Below are 15935 nucleotides of genomic sequence, written 5' to 3'. Positions count from 1 at the left end.
CGGGCAAAACCCCGGTGAACGACGGGCGAAGTACCGCGCAAACCATCGAATCCCCACTCTCGGCCTATACCCCTGCAACACCGGCCCCTTCGTGGAGATGTGGCCGGTGCTGCGGGAGTTCGCCGGGCCGATGCGCTGGTACCGGTGGGGGCAGCGCGGATCGGGATCGCGCGGCTGCCCGACACGCGCTACCACGACGTCACCCACGCGATCACCGGCGCGATCGCCGCCGTCGCGGGCTGTCTGGCGGCCTTCTCCCTCCTGTACTGGGCGGCCGCCGGGATAGCGCGCGCGTTCTCCGGGAGGGGTCGCGCGGCGGCCGGGCCGGATATGCCGCCACAATCGGCGGCATGACAGCAGACCTGCCCGGAGCCCGGAGGCTCGTGGACCTGAGCCACCCCGTCGTCTCCGGAATGGCGACGGTCCCCGGACTCCCGGGGCCCGAGATCGCCGACCACATGACCCATGCCGAGTCCCGCGAGCGTTACGCGCCGGGCACCGAGTTCCACTTCGCGCGGGTGACGCTGCTCGGCAACACCGGCACCTACCTCGACGCGCCCCTGCACAGGTACGAGGACGGAACCGACCTCGCCGGGCTGCCGCTTGCGTCCTTCGCCGACCTCGACGGCGTCGTCATCAGGGCCGAGGGCGTCACCGAGATCGGCCCCGAGCTCTTCGCCGACCGCGACCTGCACGGCAAGGCAGTCCTCGTGCACACCGGCTTCGACCGCACGTGGGGCACCGACGCCTACCTGTCGGGCGACCACCCCTACCTTGACGCCGCGGCCGCCGCCCTGCTCGTCGCGGAGGGCGTCGCCCTGCTCGGGATCGACTCCCAGAACGTCGACTCCATGACGGGCGGGGAACGCCCCGCCCACACCGAGCTGCTGGGCGCGGGAATCCCGATCGTGGAGCACATGACGGGCCTGGCCGCCCTCCCAGACGAGGGATTCCGCTTCCACGCCGCGCCTCCCGCCCTCGTAGGAGTCGGCACCTTCACCGTCCGGGCTTACGCGGTCGTCGGATAGCCAGGACAGGCCGTCATTACCGCGCAGTAGCCTTGGAACGTGAGCACCGACGGGAACAATCTCTTCCGGGTCGTGCCCGGACCGCCGAAGCTGGCGCTGCCAGGGCTGCTGCCGGTCTACGACCTCTACGTGCGGTCGGGCGCGGAACTGCTGAAGCTGACAAGCGCGCTGGAGGCCGAGCTGTGGCTGTCGGCCCAGCTCGGCGAGCTCAGCCAGGCCGCCCCCGACCCCGACGCCCTGGGCAAGGCGTACAGCGACCTCGTGAAGGTGCTGCGCCGCGCGGGCACCCCCGGCGCGCACGCCTTCCTCGCGACCATGGCGGCCGTCGGCCCCGACGACCACCGCCCCGCCGCCGCGAAGGCCGCAGCCGACCTCTCAGGCCCCCTGCTGCCCGCACCGCCCGCCTGGACCGCCGACCTCGGCAAGGCCGCCGCCGTCGACGCCTGCTCGATCGAGGACGGCACCCTCGACCGCACCCAGTACCTCGTGGAGTACCGCTATCCCGACGGCGGCGGCCACCACGCCATGTCGGTCTCCCTGTCGGCCGGTCTGCCCGTCCAGCTCGTCGCGGTCACCGACATGATGGGGATGCGCGCCGAGATCCGCAGGGTCCTCGAGGAGGGCGAGGTCGTGGTGAGCACGCTGCCGCTGCCCGTCGCGTCGCGGATTCTGCGTCCGGCGTTCGTCGAGCTGGACGCGGTGCCGCGCCGCGAGCTGACCGGCCCGTTCCACGCGAACCTGCTGTTCGCCGCGCACCGCATGTCCCTGCTGCCCTGAACGCCCCCCGGGAATCGGCGGCCGGGAAATATCCGACGGCCGCGAAACGACGGGCGGGCCGGTTGTCCGCGCGGATCTTTCGCGCATTTTCCGACACCCGCCCGCCCCGTTCGGTAAAAGATCGGCCGTGCGGGGCAGGTCGCTGGGACGTGCCTGGTCAACAGGGCAAAGATCGGGAGGCGGTCATCCTTTACCCTGGTCATGGAATGTCCATCCGATGGTCCGGGGTTGGACATTGTGCGGGCTCGATTCGGGCTCGCACGTCAGTGGTCCAGGAGGTGCTTTGATGGAAACCGCGATTCAGATGGTCTGCCTCGAGTGCGACACCCCGCTCGACTTCAGCGAGGACTGGGCGGACGGAGAGCTGGCCGGAATCCGGTTCGAACACCCCGCGCGGCCCGACGCCGCATGGGACCACGACCCGCTGCCCGCGCTCGCCGATCTCGCCGAGCCGGTGACCAACGGCTGCGACTGCTGCGGCATCTCCTCGCCGCGCCCCGAGGGCTTCGTCAACGTCTGGACGATCGCCCCCGACCGTCCGGTCACCCTGCGCGTCGGCGACCGCACGTACCACTATTCGACCCCCTGGCGGGTCTGCGCGGCGTGCTCGGCCGCGATCGCCGAGGACGACCTGAAGATGTTGCTGGCGCGCAACATCGAGTACAACCCCGCGCTGGAGAAGGTCACCCCGCAGCAGCGCGAGATGGGCCTGGCGCTCACCCGCGAACTCCTGCTTTCCTTCCTCGCGGCGCGCCCGCGCCTGCAGAGCGCGGAACCCAGCGTCTGAGCCGTGCGTTACGGGCTTGTGAAGTAGGTCACACAGGCCGCCTTGCGGGTCCGTACGGTAGGAGGTTTACGCTTCCGCAGGGAATCCCGACCGGACCGGCCATCCACGGTCACGCGGCAGACTGGGAGTCCCTGCAGGACGGGTCCGACCAGACGGACACCGAACGGATTACGGGAGAGCGGGAGAACAATGTCCGACTTCGGGCTTGATCACAAAGACGGGCGGCTGCCTCTTGAGGTAACCGAGGCGACCGAGGGCCCGGGCGGGCTCAAGATCGGCAAGCTCCTCAGCGAGACCGGGTACGTGACCCTGGACACCGGCTTCGTCAACACGGCGTCCTGCACGTCCGAGATCACCTACATCGACGGTGACGCGGGCATTCTGCGCTACCGCGGCTATCCGATCGAGGAACTCGCCGAGAAGTCCTCGTTCCTCGAGGTCTCCTACCTGCTCATCTACGGGGAGCTGCCGACCCCGGAGCAGCTCGCCGACTTCCAGGGCAACATCACCAACCACACGCTGCTGCACGAGCGGTTCCGCTCGTTCTTCTCCGGTTTCCCCAGCTCCGCGCACCCGATGGCGGTCGTGTCCTCGGCGATCGGCGCGCTGTCGACGTACTACCCCGACAGCCTCGACCCGTTCGTGCCCGAGCAGGTCGACCTCGCCTCGATCCGGCTGCTCGCCAAGCTCCCGACCATCGCGGCCTACGCGTACAAGACGTCGGTCGGCCAGCCGCTGCTGTACCCCGACAACAGCCTCGGCTACGTCGAGAACTTCCTGCGCATGACGTTCGGCCTGCCCACCGAGAACTACGAGGTCGACCCCGAGGTCGCCAAGGTCCTCGACATGCTGTTCATCCTGCACGCCGACCACGAGCAGAACTGCTCGACCTCGACCGTGCGGCTCGTCGGCTCCTCCCACGCCAACCTCTACGCGTCGGTCTCCGCGGGCGTGAACGCCCTGTGGGGCCCGCTGCACGGCGGCGCCAACCAGGCAGTCCTTGAGATGCTGGAGAAGATCAACGCCGACGGCGGCGACGTCAAGGCGTTCGTGAACAAGGTCAAGAACAAGGAAGACGGCGTGAAGCTCATGGGCTTCGGGCACCGCGTCTACCGCAACTACGACCCGCGCGCCGCGGTCGTGAAGAAGGCGACCCGCAAGGTCCTCGACACCCTCGGCGTCAACGACCCGCTGCTCGACCTCGCGATGCAGCTCGAGGAGGTCGCCCTCACCGACGACTACTTCGTGCAGCGCAAGCTCTACCCGAACGTCGACTTCTACACCGGCATCATCTACAAGGCGATGGGCTTCCCGGTGAACGCGTTCACCGTGCTGTTCGCGCTGGGCCGCCTCCCCGGATGGATCGCCCAGTGGCGCGAGATGATCAACGACCCGACCGGCAAGATCGGCCGTCCCCGGCAGATCTACGTCGGCTCCCCCGAGCGTCACTACCCGGCTTGATGAGCCCCTGCGCCGCGGTCTGACCTGCGGCGCGGCCCGTCAAGGCCGCCGACGAGCCCCCGAGGCCCGCCCCCCACACGGGGGACGGGCCTCGGCCAATTCCCGCGAGCCTTTGATTCCGCGGCCGCAGTCCCTTCGGGATTGCTGGGTGGGAAGCGAGGACCGCCTGGGACGCGGCCCGCGCGCCCCTGATCTCTTCCCCGCAGTCCCGAAGGGACTGCGGGGCCGATGTTCCGGGCGCGGCAGGCGAGACCGCATGCGGACAGTGGCCGCATCCGGCGCTCAGACCGACTCAGACACGGGCGGTCAGGCCGAGTCCCATGCGGACGGAATGGGCCTTTCCGGCAATCGGGCGGACCGGCTCAGGTGTGGGCGGAGCGGGTCTTGTTGGAGCCGGGGAGGGCGAGGCCGATGAGGCCCTTCAGGCCGGCGAGGGCGAACGTCGTCCAGTCGAAGTAGTCGCGCCACAGGACGATCCTGCCGTCACGGACGCGGAACGTGCCGGCCACCCAGAACTCGGCGCGGAACCCGCCGCGCACGAGCACGTCGGTCCGGCTGGTGAGGACCGTGTCGCCGTTGGCCGCGATGTCGTGGGTGACCACCTCGAAGGCGGTGAGGTGGCGCGTCATCAGCTTCAGCTGCCGCAGGGTCGCGGCGCGGCCGCGCGCGGGCGGAAGCGGGACGTTCTGGTACAGGACGCCGGGGGCGAGCAGCCGTTCGGCGGCGGCGAGGTCGAAGGACTCGAGGGCGGCGAGGAAGTCGAGGACGACGCGGGCGTTGGCGTCGTCCTTCGGGTCGTTCGCCGTGGTGGGCGTCGTGCTGTCTTCGTCCGGCATGGATCCTCCTCCGGGATCGCGGACTCCGTGTGATCCGGATCCTAAATCCCGATAAATCAAGTAGGAAATGTTGACTTGTCTGGTCCGTCCTGCTTCAGTGGAACGCATGAGCGCAAGCCTGACCCGGCGTCTTTACGTTGACCTGGGGCGCGTTCTCAGCGCGCAGTGTCAATGATCACGAGCGATCCGTCATCTCCCCCGCCAGACCCCCCGTTCCAAGGAAGACGCATGTTCAAGATCAGACACCTGCTGCCCGCGGCGCTCCTGCTCGCGACGACCGCACTCACCGGATGCGGCTCGGGCGGCGCGGCCGCCGAGAACGGCGTGACCACCCTGAAGTACCAGGGCTCCGTCGGCACCGTGACCCCCGCCGAACTCGCCGAGGACCTCGGGTACCTGCCCGGGATCAAGCTCGAGTGGGTCGGCAACACCATCTCGGGACCGCAGGACATCCAGTCCGTCGCGACCGGCCAGATCGACTTCGGCGGCGCGTTCAACGGCGCCATCGTCAAGCTCGTCGAGGCCAAGAGCCCGATCAAGGCGGTCGTCAGCTACTACGGCAGCGACAAGGACACCGCGATCGGTTTCTGGACCCTCGACGGCAGCCCCATCAAGGGCCCGCGCGACCTCATCGGCAAGAAGATCGGCGTCAACACGCTCGGCGCGCACCTCGAGGCCGTCATCAAGGAATACCTCCAGCGCGGCGGCCTCACCAAGGACGAGATCGGCCAGGTCGAGCTCGTCGTCGTGCCGCCCGTCAACACCGAGCAGTCGCTGCGCGCCAAGCAGATCGACGTCGGCGCGCTCAGCGGCATCCTGCGCGACAAGGCGCTGGAGCGCGGCGGCATCACCGAGCTGTTCAACGACGTCACCCTGCTCGGCGAGTTCAACGCCGGCAGCCTCGTCGTCCGCGACGACCTCGTCAAGAAGAACCCCGAGGCGGTGAAGACGTTCGTCACCGGCGTCGGCAAGGCGCTCGACTGGGCGCGCGAGACCCCGCGCGAGGAGGTCATCGCCAAGTTCAACGAGATCGTCGAGAAGCGCGGACGCAACGAGGACTCCAGCGCGCTCCAGTACTTCAAGGGCTACGGCGTCTCCTCGCCCGGCGGCCGCATCGCCGACACCGAGTTCCAGACCTGGATCGACTGGCTGACCCGCGAGGGCGAGATCAAGTCCGCGCTCAAGCCGGCCGACGTCTTCACCAACGAGTTCAACGCGGGGAGCTCGTGATGGGGCTGCCGAAGATCAGCATCCGGGGCGTCACCAAGACGTTCAACGTCCGGGACGCGGGCCTCGGCCGCCCGAGCGAGTTCACCGCGGTCTCCGACATCGACCTCGACGTCGCGGCCGGCGAGTTCCTCACGCTCGTGGGGCCGTCCGGGTGCGGCAAGTCGACCCTGCTCGACCTCGTCGCCGGGCTTAGCGAACCCGCGTCCGGCGAGATCCTGCTCGACGGCAAGCCCATCACCGGGCCGGGACTCGACCGCGGCATCGTCTTCCAGCAGTACGCGCTGTTCCCGTGGCGCACCGCGCGCGGCAACATCGAGTTCGGGCTCGAGGCGGCGGCCGGGCGGCTCGGGCTCGGCCGCAAGGAGCGGCGGGCGCGCGCTGCGGAGTTCCTCGACCTCGTCGGGCTCGCCGCGTTCGCCGACCGCTACCCGCACGAGCTGTCCGGCGGGATGCGCCAGCGCGTCGCGATCGCGCGGTCGCTGGCGTTCGACCCCGAGGTCCTGCTCATGGACGAGCCCTTCGCCGCCCTCGACGCGCAGACCCGCGAGTCGCTCCAGGAAGAACTCCTGGCGATCTGGCAGCGGACCGGCAAGACGGTCATCTTCATCACGCACGGCATCGACGAGGCCGTCTACCTCGGCCAGCGCGTCGCGATCATGACGTCGCGCCCCGGCCGCATCAAGGAGATCGTCCCGATCGACTTCCCGTCCCGCGAAGGCGACCTGCGCGCCGACCCGCGCTTCGGCGAGTACCGGCACCACATCTGGAGCGCCCTGCGCGACGAGGTCGCCGCCGCCCAGGCCCACGAACGCGAGGCGGTGACCTCCCATGCCTGAAACCTCCCTCGACTCCCCGAACCGCAGCACCCCCACCCCACCCCCAAATCCCCCAACCCCCGCCCCCCAGCCCCAAGAATCTCACCCCCAAGAATCTCAGACCCCAACCCAAGAAGCTCAGCAGCTCACCCAAGAAACTCGGGACCAAGAGACTCAGGCTCAGGAGACTCAGGTTCAAGAGGTTAAGGAGGTCGGCCAAGAAGCTCAGGGCAAAGGGGTTCGGGGTCGGGCGGGGGTCGGCTTCTGGGCGAGGGTCGGGCGGCTGGTGCGGAGGGGGGTGCACCGGATTGCGGCGATCGTGCTGTTCCTGCTGGTCTGGGAGGCCGCGCCGCGGCTCGGGCTCGTGGACGCGGTGTTCCTCACGCCGTTCTCCGAGGTCGTCGTGGCGACCAAGGACCTCGCGGTGAGCGGGGCGCTGTGGGAGCACACACAGGCGAGCCTCGTCAGGTCGCTCGCCGGGTTCGGGATCGCGGTCGCGGTCACGATTCCGCTCGGGCTGATCCTCGGCTGGTACCAGCCCGTCGCGGACTTCCTCGACCCGCTGCTCGAACTGTTCCGCAACACCGCGGCGCTGGCGCTGCTGCCCGTGTTCATCCTGATCCTCGGACTCGGCGAGACGTCGAAGATCTCGATCGTCGTCTACGCGTGCGCCTTCCCGATCCTGCTCAACACGATCGCGGGCGTGAAGGGCGTTGACCCGTTGCTGATCAAGTCGGCGCGGTCGCTCGGCCTGCCGCCGCACCGGCTGTTCCAGAAGGTGATCCTGCCCGCCGCCGTCCCGACGATCTTCACCGGCATAAGGCTCGCCGGGGCCTACTCGATCCTCGTCCTGGTCGCCGCCGAAATGGTCGGCGCGAAGGCCGGCCTCGGCTTCCTGATCAACGACGCGCAGTTTAATTTCCGTATTCCCGATATGTATTCTGGGATTATCACGATCTCGGTGATCGGGCTGCTGTTCAACGCGCTGCTGCTCCGCCTGGAGCGCCGCTTCTCGACCTGGAGGACAACCCGGTGAGCACCCGACGTCTGCACCTCAACGCCTTCGTCATGGGCGTGGGGCACCACGAGGCGGCCTGGCGCCATCCCCGCACCGACGCCGCCCACACCATCGACCTCGCGCACTACCAGCGGATCGCGCGCAAGGCCGAGGAGGGCAAGCTCGACTCGATCTTCTTCGCCGACGGCGTCGCCCTGTACGGCAACGTCCGCTACAACGCGCTCGACCAGTTCGAACCGCTGACCCTGCTCGCCGCGATCGCCGCGGTCACCGAGCGGATCGGGCTCATCGCGACCGCGTCGACCACCTACAACGAGCCCTACAACCTCGCCCGCAAGTTCGCCTCGCTCGACCACATCAGCGGGGGCCGCGCCGGATGGAACATCGTGACGTCCGCGTCGGAGGCCGAGGCGCACAACTTCGGCATCGACCGGCCCGACCACTCCGACAGGTACGCGCGCGCCGACGACTTCGTCGAGGCCGCGCTGAAGCTGTGGGACAGCTGGGAGGACGACGCGGTCCTGCGCGACGTCGGACGCGGGATCTTCGCCGACACCGGCAAGATCCACGAGATCGCGCACGAGGGGCCCTACTACCGGGTGAAGGGCCCGCTCAACATCTCGCGCGGACCGCAGGGGCGGCCCCTGCTCGTCCAGGCGGGGTCGTCGGAGACGGGCAAGGAGTTCGCCGCGCGCTGGGCGGAGGCGGTGTTCACCGCACAGCAGACCCTCGCCGAAGGCAAGGCGTTCTACGCCGACCTCAAGGGACGGCTCGCACGGTACGGGCGCAGCGAGGACGAACTCCTCGTCCTGCCCGGAATCTCCCCGTTCATCGGGTCCACCGAGGCCGAGGCCAAGCGGCTCGAGGAGGAGTTCCAGGAGCTCATCAACCCCGAGTACGGCCTCACCCAGCTGTCCCACATGACCGGACTCGACCTGAGCGGCCACCCGCTCGACGGTCCGCTGCCCGACGACCTGCCCGAGTCGACCGAGGGCAACCGCAGCCGCTTCGACCTCGTCATCGGGCTCGCCAGGCGCGAGGGCCTCACGATCCGGCAGCTCATCGCCCGCCTGGCCGGCGGACGCGGCCACCGCGTCGTCGCCGGGTCGCCCGAGCAGGTCGCCGACCAGATCCAGGAGTGGTTCGAGAACGGCGCGGCCGACGGGTTCAACGTCATGCCGCCGCACTACCCGCAGGGTCTCGACGACTTCGTCGACCACGTCGTGCCGATCCTGCGTGAACGCGGTCTGTTCCGCAGCGAGTACGAGGGCGCGACCCTACGGGAGAACTACGGGCTCGCAAGGCCCGACAGCCGTTACGCGGGCCGCAGCGGCGCCGCGCACGAGGAAGCAGGAGTGCCGTCTTGAGCGAGACCGTCAGCGAGGCGGTGGGCCACACCGTGACCGACCTGAACGCGCGCCGTGGCATCGGGCCCGAGCTGTACCGGGAGGCGCTCGGCGCGCACGCGGCGGGGGTCGTCGTCGTCACCGGGCAGACGCCCGACGGGCCCGTCGGGCTCACCGCGACGTCGTTCTCCGCGGTCAGCCTCGCGCCGCCCCTCGTGTCGTACTACGCGGCCCACTCTTCGCGGACGTTCCCCGCGTTGAGCAAGCTGCCGTACTTCGCCGTCAACATCCTCGCCGAGGACCAGCGCGACGTCGCCGCGCGGTTCGCGGCCAAGGAGGGCGACAGGTTCGCCGGGACGTCATGGCACACCGGCCAGTACGGGGTGCCGCTCATCGACGGGGCCGCCGTCCAGCTCGTCTGCCGCACCTACGATCGGCTCGATCTGGGGGACCACACCCTCGAGGTCGGCTACGTGCTCGCCGCGGACGTGACGGGAAGCACACCCTTGCTGTATCTTCGTGGTTCCTTCGGCGGCTTCGTTACTGAAAACCGCTGAATGTCCAGCTTGTAGGCCGGTTCCGGGCTCGCGCGGAGGGCCCGGAACCGGCACTGGTCTATACCAAAACGTAACCGCCCTGCTCAGGAGCGTTGGAACGGTACCGAGTTAACTTCGGGTTTACACAAGGGCAATCGACGTGAAATCGCGGCTCATCAGACTCTGCCGTAGGCAAAACCCCGGAGTCACCATCCCTCGCACACCAGGCAAGGATATTCATGAGCAGCAAGGTCAAGGCTGAGTACATCTGGATCGACGGCACCGAGCCCACCGCCCAGCTGCGGTCGAAGACTCGCATCCTTGACAGTGCCGAGAAGGCCAAGCTGGAGAACCTGCCGATCTGGGGCTTCGACGGCTCCAGCACCAACCAGGCAGAGGGCACCTCTTCGGACTGCCAGCTCAAGCCGGTCGCGGTGTTCCCGGACCCGGTCCGCGGCGGTGAGCACGTCCTGGTCCTGGCCGAGGTGCTGAACGTCGACGGAACCCCGCACTCGACCAACACCCGCGCGCTGCTCACGCCGATCGCCGAGAAGTACGCCGGGCAGGACCCGTGGTTCGGCATCGAGCAGGAGTACACCCTGTTCAAGGACGGCCGCCCGCTCGGCTTCCCCGAGCACGGCTACCCCGGCCCGCAGGGCCCGTACTACTGCGGCATCGGCGCCGACAAGGCGTTCGGCCGCGACATCGTGGAAGAGCACCTGGACGCCTGCCTCGCCGCCGGCCTGACCGTCTCCGGCATCAACGCCGAGGTCATGCCCGGCCAGTGGGAGTTCCAGATCGGCGCCGCCGGCCCGGTCGAGGTCTCCGACCACATCTGGATCGCCCGCTACCTCGCCGCGTTGATCGCCGAGAAGCACGGCGTCGTCTTCTCCATCGACCCCAAGCCGGTCAAGGGCGACTGGAACGGCGCCGGCGCGCACACCAACTTCTCCACCCAGGCGATGCGCGAGGGCTACGACCCCATCATCACCGCCTGCGAGGCGCTGGGCGAGAAGTTCCTCGAGCACGTCAAGGCGTACGGCGCCGGCGTCGAGGACCGCCTCACGGGCGCCCACGAGACCGCCCCCTGGAGCGAGTTCTCCTACGGCGTGTCCAACCGCGCCGCCTCCATCCGCCTGCCCTGGCAGGTCGAGATCGAGCGCAAGGGCTACCTCGAGGACCGCCGCCCGAACGCCAACATGGACCCCTACGTCGTGACCCGCATGATCACCGACACCTGCTGCACCGCCCTGGAAAAGGCCGGCCAGGTCTGACCCAAAGCCCCCCGAAGCCCCCGGCCCACAGCCGGGGGCTTCGGCCGTTTCCGGGCGCTGCCGCGCGGTGTGGGGGTCAGGTGCAGTTGGACCAGGGGGTGGTGGTTGAGGCTTTGGGGGTGCCGCCGGAGATCTTTACGCAGATGGAGGGGGCGGAGAGGTAGACGGGGCCCGCGTAGTAGGCGAAGGGGCCTCGGTCGGTGGCCGACTTGTTGTCGGACTGGCGGGTGAGGGTGGTCCAGACCGTGGTCTTCTTGCCCACGGCCGTGGTCTTCATGGTGACGGCGCAGTTGAGCTGGGTGGAGGCGCTGTAGAGCTGGTAGACGACGCCGCCCGGGAAAGTCGCCTTGCGCTGGACGGTGTAGCCGGTGCCCTTGCCGCCCGAGTCGCACACCCCGGCGGGGGAGTAGGGGTTCGTCGCCTGGCCGCCGGAAGGAGGGGAGGCGGGGGTGGGGGTGTTCTCCGACGGCTTGGGGGAGGGGGCCGCGGCGTCCTGTGACTTGGTGGGCTTGGGGGAGCCGGCGTTCGTGCGGGGCGGCTTGGGCGGCTTGCTGGGGGACGTCTGGGCCTGGGTGGGCTGAGGCGGTGCGGGGGCGGGTGCGGGAGGGAGGGCGGGCTGTTCGGCGGCGGAGAGGGTGTCCCCGTCACGGGCGACGAAATAGCCGGTGACGCCCACGCCCACACCGAGCGCGACGACTATGGAGGCCGCGGCGATCAGGGGTGTTCGCACCGAGCCACGGCCGCGCGACGCAGGCGCGGCCGCGTACGCGGGCGGAGGCTGCGTCCCGGGGTGGAAGGCGGGGGCCGGTGCTGGAGGCGGCGTCATGGGGGGCGGAGGGAACGCCGGGGCCGGGGCGTCGGGGGACGTCGAGCTGAGAAGGGTGGAGTGTGCCTGGGCGGGCGTGGGGCGGGCCGAGGGGTCCTTGGCGAGGGAGGCGGCGACGACCGAGCGCAGGGGTTCGGGGAGGGGGGACAGGTCGGGGTGGGTGTTGAGGATGCGGTGCAGGATCGCGCCGATCTCGGGGGCGGTGAACGGGGCGGCGCCCGTCGCGGCGAACAGCATGCTCGCGCCCCAGGAGAACATGTCCGACGCGCCCGTCAGCGGAAGGCCGTTGACCTGCTCCGGCGACATGTACGCGGGCGTGCCGACGGCCTGGCTCTGGGTCGTGGCGTCGAGCGCGCGGGCGATCCCGAAGTCGATGACGCGGGGGCCGTCGGGTCCCATGAGGACGTTCTGCGGCTTGAAGTCCCGGTGGACGAGCCCGGCCTGGTGGATCGCCGCGAGCGCCGTCAGGGTGCTCATCGCGAGGCGTTCCAGCGCGCCGCCCGCGCGCGGCCCCTCGGCGGTCACCAGCTCCTGGAGGGACACGCCGGGGACGTACTCGCTGACGATGTAGGGCTGGTCGCCGTCGAGGTCGGCGTCGAGGACCTGCGCGGTGCAGAACCTGGCGACGCGTTTGGCCGCGTCGAGTTCCCGGACGAACCTGCGCCGCGCGTCGCCGTCCTCGGCGAACCGCGTGTGCAGCAGCTTGAGCGCCACCTGTGCGCCGTCGCGTTCGGCGAGGTACACCGACCCCTGGCCGCCCTCGCCGAGCAGTCCCGTCAGCGTGTACGGGCCGACGGCCGCCGGGTCCCCCGCCCGCAGCGCCCGCGCCTCACCCATCCGTCTGCTCCCGTCTTCACCCCGATCGACCGTCCGACCTTACTCCGAAAGAGCGATTCGTACGATCTTGTCCGATAATCCGGGTATCCGCAGGCCATCCCCGGCACAAGGAGGCCCCGCGCGTCAGGCGCAGGTGCCCCAGCCCGCCGTGGCGCTGCCGTTGACGCCGCCGCCCGCGACCCGGACGCAGTCGCGCGGCGCGCGGATGAACAGCGGCCCCGCGTAGTACTCCTGGAGCCCACGGTCGGACGAGCCGGCCTTGTCGGACTTGCGGGTGACCCTCGCCCACAGGTCGGTGGGCACGCCGATGTCGGCGGTCTTGAGCGTCACGACGCAGTGCGTGCGGATCGCCGGGTTGAACAGGTGAACGACGCGCCCGCCCGTGAACGCCCGCGCGCGCACGACCCGGAAGCCGATACCGCGTCCGGCGGACTCGCACACCTGGACGGCCCCGTACGGGTTCACCGTCTCGGTCGGCGTGGGCGTCGGCGTGGGGGTCGGCTCCTCGGGGGGCGTGGGGGTCTCCGACGGGCTCGCCGTCTCGGTGACCGTCACCGTCGTGGTGGGCACGGCCGACGGCTTGCCGGAGGTGGCCTTGCCCGACGGCGTCGCAGAGGCGGACGTCGACGGCCTCGGCGTAGGCGACTTCCCGCTCCCCGACGAGCTCGGCGCGGGCCCCTGCGGCCCGCTGGGGAGCTGGCCGCCCGCGACGGCCCCCGGCGAGACAGTCACGGCGGCGTCCGCGTCGTCGGCCTTGTCGCCGCCGCCCCTGGTCAGCGCCCATCCGGTGACGCCGATCGCGAGCATCAGCGCGATGACGATGGCGATCACGATGGTGGGCCCGCGCCCGGCGAGCGCGTCGCTCTCCCCGGGCGGCGGCCCGATCTCGAACGGGTAGGGCTCCCGGTCGGGCTCCGAGTGCGGCGCGGGCATCGCGTGCGCGACAGGCCGCGAGACGGGCTCACCGGAGGACGCGGGAATCCCACCGCCCAGAGCACCGGAGTCCAGCGGATCGGGAACGGTCCCGCCGACCAGCGCGGCCTGGGCCTCGGCGGCCGTGGGCCGCAGCGCCGGGTCCTTGGCAAGGCACGCCGCGACGACCCCGCGCAGCGGCTGCGGCAGCGCCCCGAGGTCCGGTTCGTCGTTGATGATGCGGTACATGACCGCGCCGATCTCGTCGACGCCGAAGGGCGGCTCGCCGGTGGCCGCGAACACGATCGCCGACCCCCACGAGAACAGGTCGGACGCCGCGGTGAGCTGGCGGCCAGACAGCTGCTCGGGCGACATGTAAGCGGGCGAGCCGATGTTGTGGCTGTGCGAGGTGACGTTCAGCGCGCGCGCTATCCCGAAGTCGATGACGCGGGGCCCGTCGTCGCCGAGCAGGACGTTGTGCGGCTTGAAGTCGCGGTGGATGATGCCCGCGCCGTGGATGGCGGTGAGGGCGGTCAGGGTGCTGACGGCGAGGCGTTCCAGCGCCGCGCCGCCGCGCGGCCCCTCGCGCTCCACGAGGTCCTGCAACGCCACGCCGGGGACGTACTCGCTGACGATGTAGGGCCGGTCGCCGTCGACGTCGGCGTCGAGCACCTGCGCGGTGCAGAACCTGGCGACCCGTTTGGCGACCTCGAGCTCACGGACGAACCTGCCGCGCGCCTCGGCGTCGGCGGCGAACCGCGCGTGCATCAGCTTGACCGCCACGTCGACGCCGTCGCGGCGGCCGAGGTAGACGGTGCCCTGCCCGCCTTCGCCGAGGACGCCTAGCAGGGTGTAGGGCCCGATGGCCGCGGGGTCACCCGCTCTCAGGGCGTCCACCATGGTTCACTCCCGTCACGCGGTTCGAGTGCGGCTACTTTAATGGAGTGACCGGGTTCTTCCGATCTGTTTGTATGGTCTGATGAGCGAGATCACCTCTGAGGCCGAGCTCCGCGAGCTGCTCGGCGAGCCGACGCCGCGTGCGGTGGCCAAGGAAAGAGTCGCACTCCACGACCGCGATCTCGAGTGGATCGCGGCCTCCCCGTTCCTGGTGATGGCCACGGGCGACGCGGCGGGCAACCTCGACGCCTCCCCGAAGGGCGACCCGACGGGTTCGTTCGTGCACGTCATCGACCGGGTGACCCTCGCGATCCCCGAGCGCCCCGGCAACCGCCGCGCCGACGGCTACCGCAACATCCTCGCCAATCCCGGGATCGGGCTGCTGTTCCTGATCCCCGGCCGGAACGAGACGCTGCGCGTCAACGGGCGGGCGCGGCTGGTGCGCGACGCACCCTACTTCGACGAGCTCGTCGTGAAGGGCCACCGGCCGATCCTGGCCGTCGAGGTGGCGGTCGAGCAGATCTTCTTCCACTGCGCCAAGGCGTTCCTGCGCTCGGGGCTGTGGCGGCCGGCCACCTGGGAGCCCGATGTGCTGCCTTCGCACGCGAACCTCGTCAAGGAGACGATGGAGACCCCGGAGAGCGTGGCGGAGCTTGAGGCGTACTACGCGCCGGAGAGCTACGAGCGGTCGCTCTACCGCGAGGTCTAGGCGAGCCCGAGCAGCGGCAGGCAGGGTTCGAGCCCGGTGATCTCGGTCTCGACGGTGCGGTGCGCGGCCCAGGCTTCGCGGTCGATCAGGTAGCGGACGTCCTCCACACGGCGGCCCTGGATCTCGGTGAAGGTGCGGCCGTTGGTGGCGTAGCCGAGCCTGTGGGAGACCGCGTTGGACGCCGCGTTGTCGGTGTGCGCGGCGCTTCCCGCGGTGAGCGCGTCGAGTCCGGCGAAGGCGAGCGCGAGGACGGCCGCGCGCATCTCGACGCCGTAGCGGTTGCCCTGGTGGGCGCGGCCGAGCCACGACCCGGTCTCGACGTGCCGGGAGACGGCGAACCCGTGGCCGGAGACGTCCTGGAGGCCGAGGGGGCGGCCGCCTGCGAACACGGCGAGGCTCAGCCGCCAGTCGTCCGGCTGCCAGCTCGCCAGGCCGAGCCAGTGGTGCTGGATGACGCGGCGCGCGACGGTCTCGGGCGGCGCGTCGCTCCACGGGACCGTGAACGGCATCTCATCCGGCGGGTGGACTCCGGCCGCGGCGGTCTCGGCGAGCGCGTCGAGTTCGGTGTCGCGCGGCAGACGCAGTTCGAGGCGCGGGGTGCGTACCCGCAGGTCATAAAGCGGCCAGTGCTTCATGCCGACCCATG

General features: G+C 70.2%; 16 protein-coding genes. 12 read left to right on the top strand and 4 right to left on the bottom strand.

Annotation, left to right across the window (positions count from 1 at the left end; all coding sequences use genetic code 11):
- Window positions 1-144: 144 nt before the first annotated feature.
- From R9X44_RS27600 to R9X44_RS27580, 5 genes are all read left to right on the top strand, one after another.
- Window positions 145-354 (top strand): hypothetical protein, encoded by a 210-nt coding sequence (locus R9X44_RS27600; RefSeq protein WP_319817222.1) that lies wholly within the window; start codon window positions 145-147, stop codon window positions 352-354.
- Window positions 351-1028: a cyclase family protein gene (locus R9X44_RS27595; protein ID WP_319817221.1), complete on the top strand. Its 678-nt coding sequence runs from the start codon at window positions 351-353 to the stop codon at window positions 1026-1028. The genes R9X44_RS27600 and R9X44_RS27595 overlap by 4 nt, the downstream gene beginning before the upstream one ends.
- Window positions 1029-1067: 39 nt before the next feature.
- Window positions 1068-1805, top strand: coding sequence for a hypothetical protein (locus R9X44_RS27590; RefSeq protein ID WP_319817220.1), 738 nt, complete (start codon window positions 1068-1070; stop codon window positions 1803-1805).
- A 286-nt stretch (window positions 1806-2091) separates the two neighbouring features.
- Window positions 2092-2592 (top strand): hypothetical protein, encoded by a 501-nt coding sequence (locus tag R9X44_RS27585; protein WP_319817219.1) that lies wholly within the window; start codon window positions 2092-2094, stop codon window positions 2590-2592.
- Window positions 2593-2781: 189 nt separating this feature from the next.
- Window positions 2782-4053, top strand: a complete 1272-nt coding sequence (locus R9X44_RS27580; RefSeq protein WP_319817218.1) for a citrate synthase — start codon at window positions 2782-2784, stop codon at window positions 4051-4053.
- Window positions 4054-4415: 362 nt separating this feature from the next.
- On the opposite strand, the gene R9X44_RS27575 is transcribed toward R9X44_RS27580, so the two are convergent.
- On the bottom strand, window positions 4416-4889 hold the full coding sequence (locus tag R9X44_RS27575; RefSeq protein ID WP_319817217.1) for a limonene-1,2-epoxide hydrolase family protein: 474 nt from the start codon (window positions 4887-4889) through the stop codon (window positions 4416-4418).
- Between the two features lie 228 nt (window positions 4890-5117).
- Here R9X44_RS27575 and R9X44_RS27570 point away from each other — a divergent pair, with 228 nt between their 5' ends.
- From R9X44_RS27570 to glnII, 6 genes are all read left to right on the top strand, one after another.
- Window positions 5118-6119, top strand: a complete 1002-nt coding sequence (locus tag R9X44_RS27570) for an ABC transporter substrate-binding protein (protein WP_319817216.1) — start codon at window positions 5118-5120, stop codon at window positions 6117-6119.
- A complete protein-coding gene (locus tag R9X44_RS27565; protein ID WP_319817215.1) occupies window positions 6119-6955 on the top strand; it encodes an ABC transporter ATP-binding protein in 837 nt (278 codons plus the stop codon). Before R9X44_RS27570 ends, R9X44_RS27565 begins: the two co-directional genes overlap by 1 nt.
- Window positions 6956-7232: 277 nt before the next feature.
- Window positions 7233-7970 (top strand): ABC transporter permease, encoded by a 738-nt coding sequence (locus R9X44_RS27560; protein ID WP_319817214.1) that lies wholly within the window; start codon window positions 7233-7235, stop codon window positions 7968-7970.
- The gene (locus tag R9X44_RS27555; RefSeq protein ID WP_319817213.1) at window positions 7967-9319 is read left to right on the top strand and encodes an LLM class flavin-dependent oxidoreductase; all 1353 of its coding nucleotides are present in this window, start codon (window positions 7967-7969) and stop codon (window positions 9317-9319) included. The genes R9X44_RS27560 and R9X44_RS27555 overlap by 4 nt, the downstream gene beginning before the upstream one ends.
- Window positions 9316-9855 (top strand): flavin reductase family protein, encoded by a 540-nt coding sequence (locus tag R9X44_RS27550; RefSeq protein ID WP_319817212.1) that lies wholly within the window; start codon window positions 9316-9318, stop codon window positions 9853-9855. Before R9X44_RS27555 ends, R9X44_RS27550 begins: the two co-directional genes overlap by 4 nt.
- Before the next feature lie 218 nt (window positions 9856-10073).
- Entirely contained in the window at window positions 10074-11108 is a 1035-nt protein-coding gene (gene glnII / locus R9X44_RS27545; protein WP_319817211.1) for a glutamine synthetase GlnII, read from the top strand.
- A 76-nt stretch (window positions 11109-11184) separates the two neighbouring features.
- On the opposite strand, the gene R9X44_RS27540 is transcribed toward glnII, so the two are convergent.
- The gene (locus tag R9X44_RS27540) at window positions 11185-12771 is read right to left on the bottom strand and encodes a serine/threonine-protein kinase (RefSeq protein WP_319817210.1); all 1587 of its coding nucleotides are present in this window, start codon (window positions 12769-12771) and stop codon (window positions 11185-11187) included.
- 123 nt (window positions 12772-12894) lie between these two features.
- Window positions 12895-14583 carry a serine/threonine-protein kinase gene (locus R9X44_RS27535; RefSeq protein WP_319817209.1) on the bottom strand — a complete coding sequence of 563 codons (1689 nt, stop codon included), beginning with the start codon at window positions 14581-14583 and terminating at the stop codon, window positions 12895-12897.
- 79 nt (window positions 14584-14662) lie between these two features.
- Here R9X44_RS27535 and R9X44_RS27530 point away from each other — a divergent pair, with 79 nt between their 5' ends.
- A complete protein-coding gene (locus R9X44_RS27530) occupies window positions 14663-15289 on the top strand; it encodes a pyridoxamine 5'-phosphate oxidase family protein (protein WP_319817208.1) in 627 nt (208 codons plus the stop codon).
- Here R9X44_RS27530 and R9X44_RS27525 read toward each other — a convergent pair.
- Entirely contained in the window at window positions 15286-15924 is a 639-nt protein-coding gene (locus R9X44_RS27525) for a GNAT family protein (RefSeq protein ID WP_319817207.1), read from the bottom strand. The two genes, R9X44_RS27530 and R9X44_RS27525, sit on opposite strands and share 4 nt — an antisense overlap.
- Between the last annotated feature and the right edge of the window lie 11 nt (window positions 15925-15935).

The sequence above is a fragment of the Actinocorallia sp. A-T 12471 genome (genome assembly GCF_033875155.1).
Taxonomy (GTDB): Bacteria; Actinomycetota; Actinomycetes; order Streptosporangiales; family Streptosporangiaceae; genus Actinocorallia.
This window is presented reverse-complemented; position numbering and strand designations above follow the sequence as displayed.

Bases quoted from the DNA above. Each gene is read 5' to 3' on its own strand.
- R9X44_RS27595 (WP_319817221.1), top strand. From the start codon at position 351: ATGACAGCAGACCTGCCCGGAGCCCGGAGGCTCGTGGACCTGAGCCAC.
- R9X44_RS27540 (WP_319817210.1), bottom strand. From the start codon at position 12,771: ATGGGTGAGGCGCGGGCGCTGCGGGCGGGGGACCCGGCGGCCGTCGGC.
- R9X44_RS27530 (WP_319817208.1), top strand. From the start codon at position 14,663: ATGAGCGAGATCACCTCTGAGGCCGAGCTCCGCGAGCTGCTCGGCGAG.
- R9X44_RS27535 (WP_319817209.1), bottom strand. From the start codon at position 14,583: ATGGTGGACGCCCTGAGAGCGGGTGACCCCGCGGCCATCGGGCCCTAC.
- R9X44_RS27580 (WP_319817218.1), top strand. From the start codon at position 2,782: ATGTCCGACTTCGGGCTTGATCACAAAGACGGGCGGCTGCCTCTTGAG.
- R9X44_RS27570 (WP_319817216.1), top strand. From the start codon at position 5,118: ATGTTCAAGATCAGACACCTGCTGCCCGCGGCGCTCCTGCTCGCGACG.
- R9X44_RS27525 (WP_319817207.1), bottom strand. From the start codon at position 15,924: ATGAAGCACTGGCCGCTTTATGACCTGCGGGTACGCACCCCGCGCCTC.
- R9X44_RS27565 (WP_319817215.1), top strand. From the start codon at position 6,119: ATGGGGCTGCCGAAGATCAGCATCCGGGGCGTCACCAAGACGTTCAAC.
- R9X44_RS27575 (WP_319817217.1), bottom strand. From the start codon at position 4,889: ATGCCGGACGAAGACAGCACGACGCCCACCACGGCGAACGACCCGAAG.
- R9X44_RS27585 (WP_319817219.1), top strand. From the start codon at position 2,092: ATGGAAACCGCGATTCAGATGGTCTGCCTCGAGTGCGACACCCCGCTC.
- glnII (WP_319817211.1), top strand. From the start codon at position 10,074: ATGAGCAGCAAGGTCAAGGCTGAGTACATCTGGATCGACGGCACCGAG.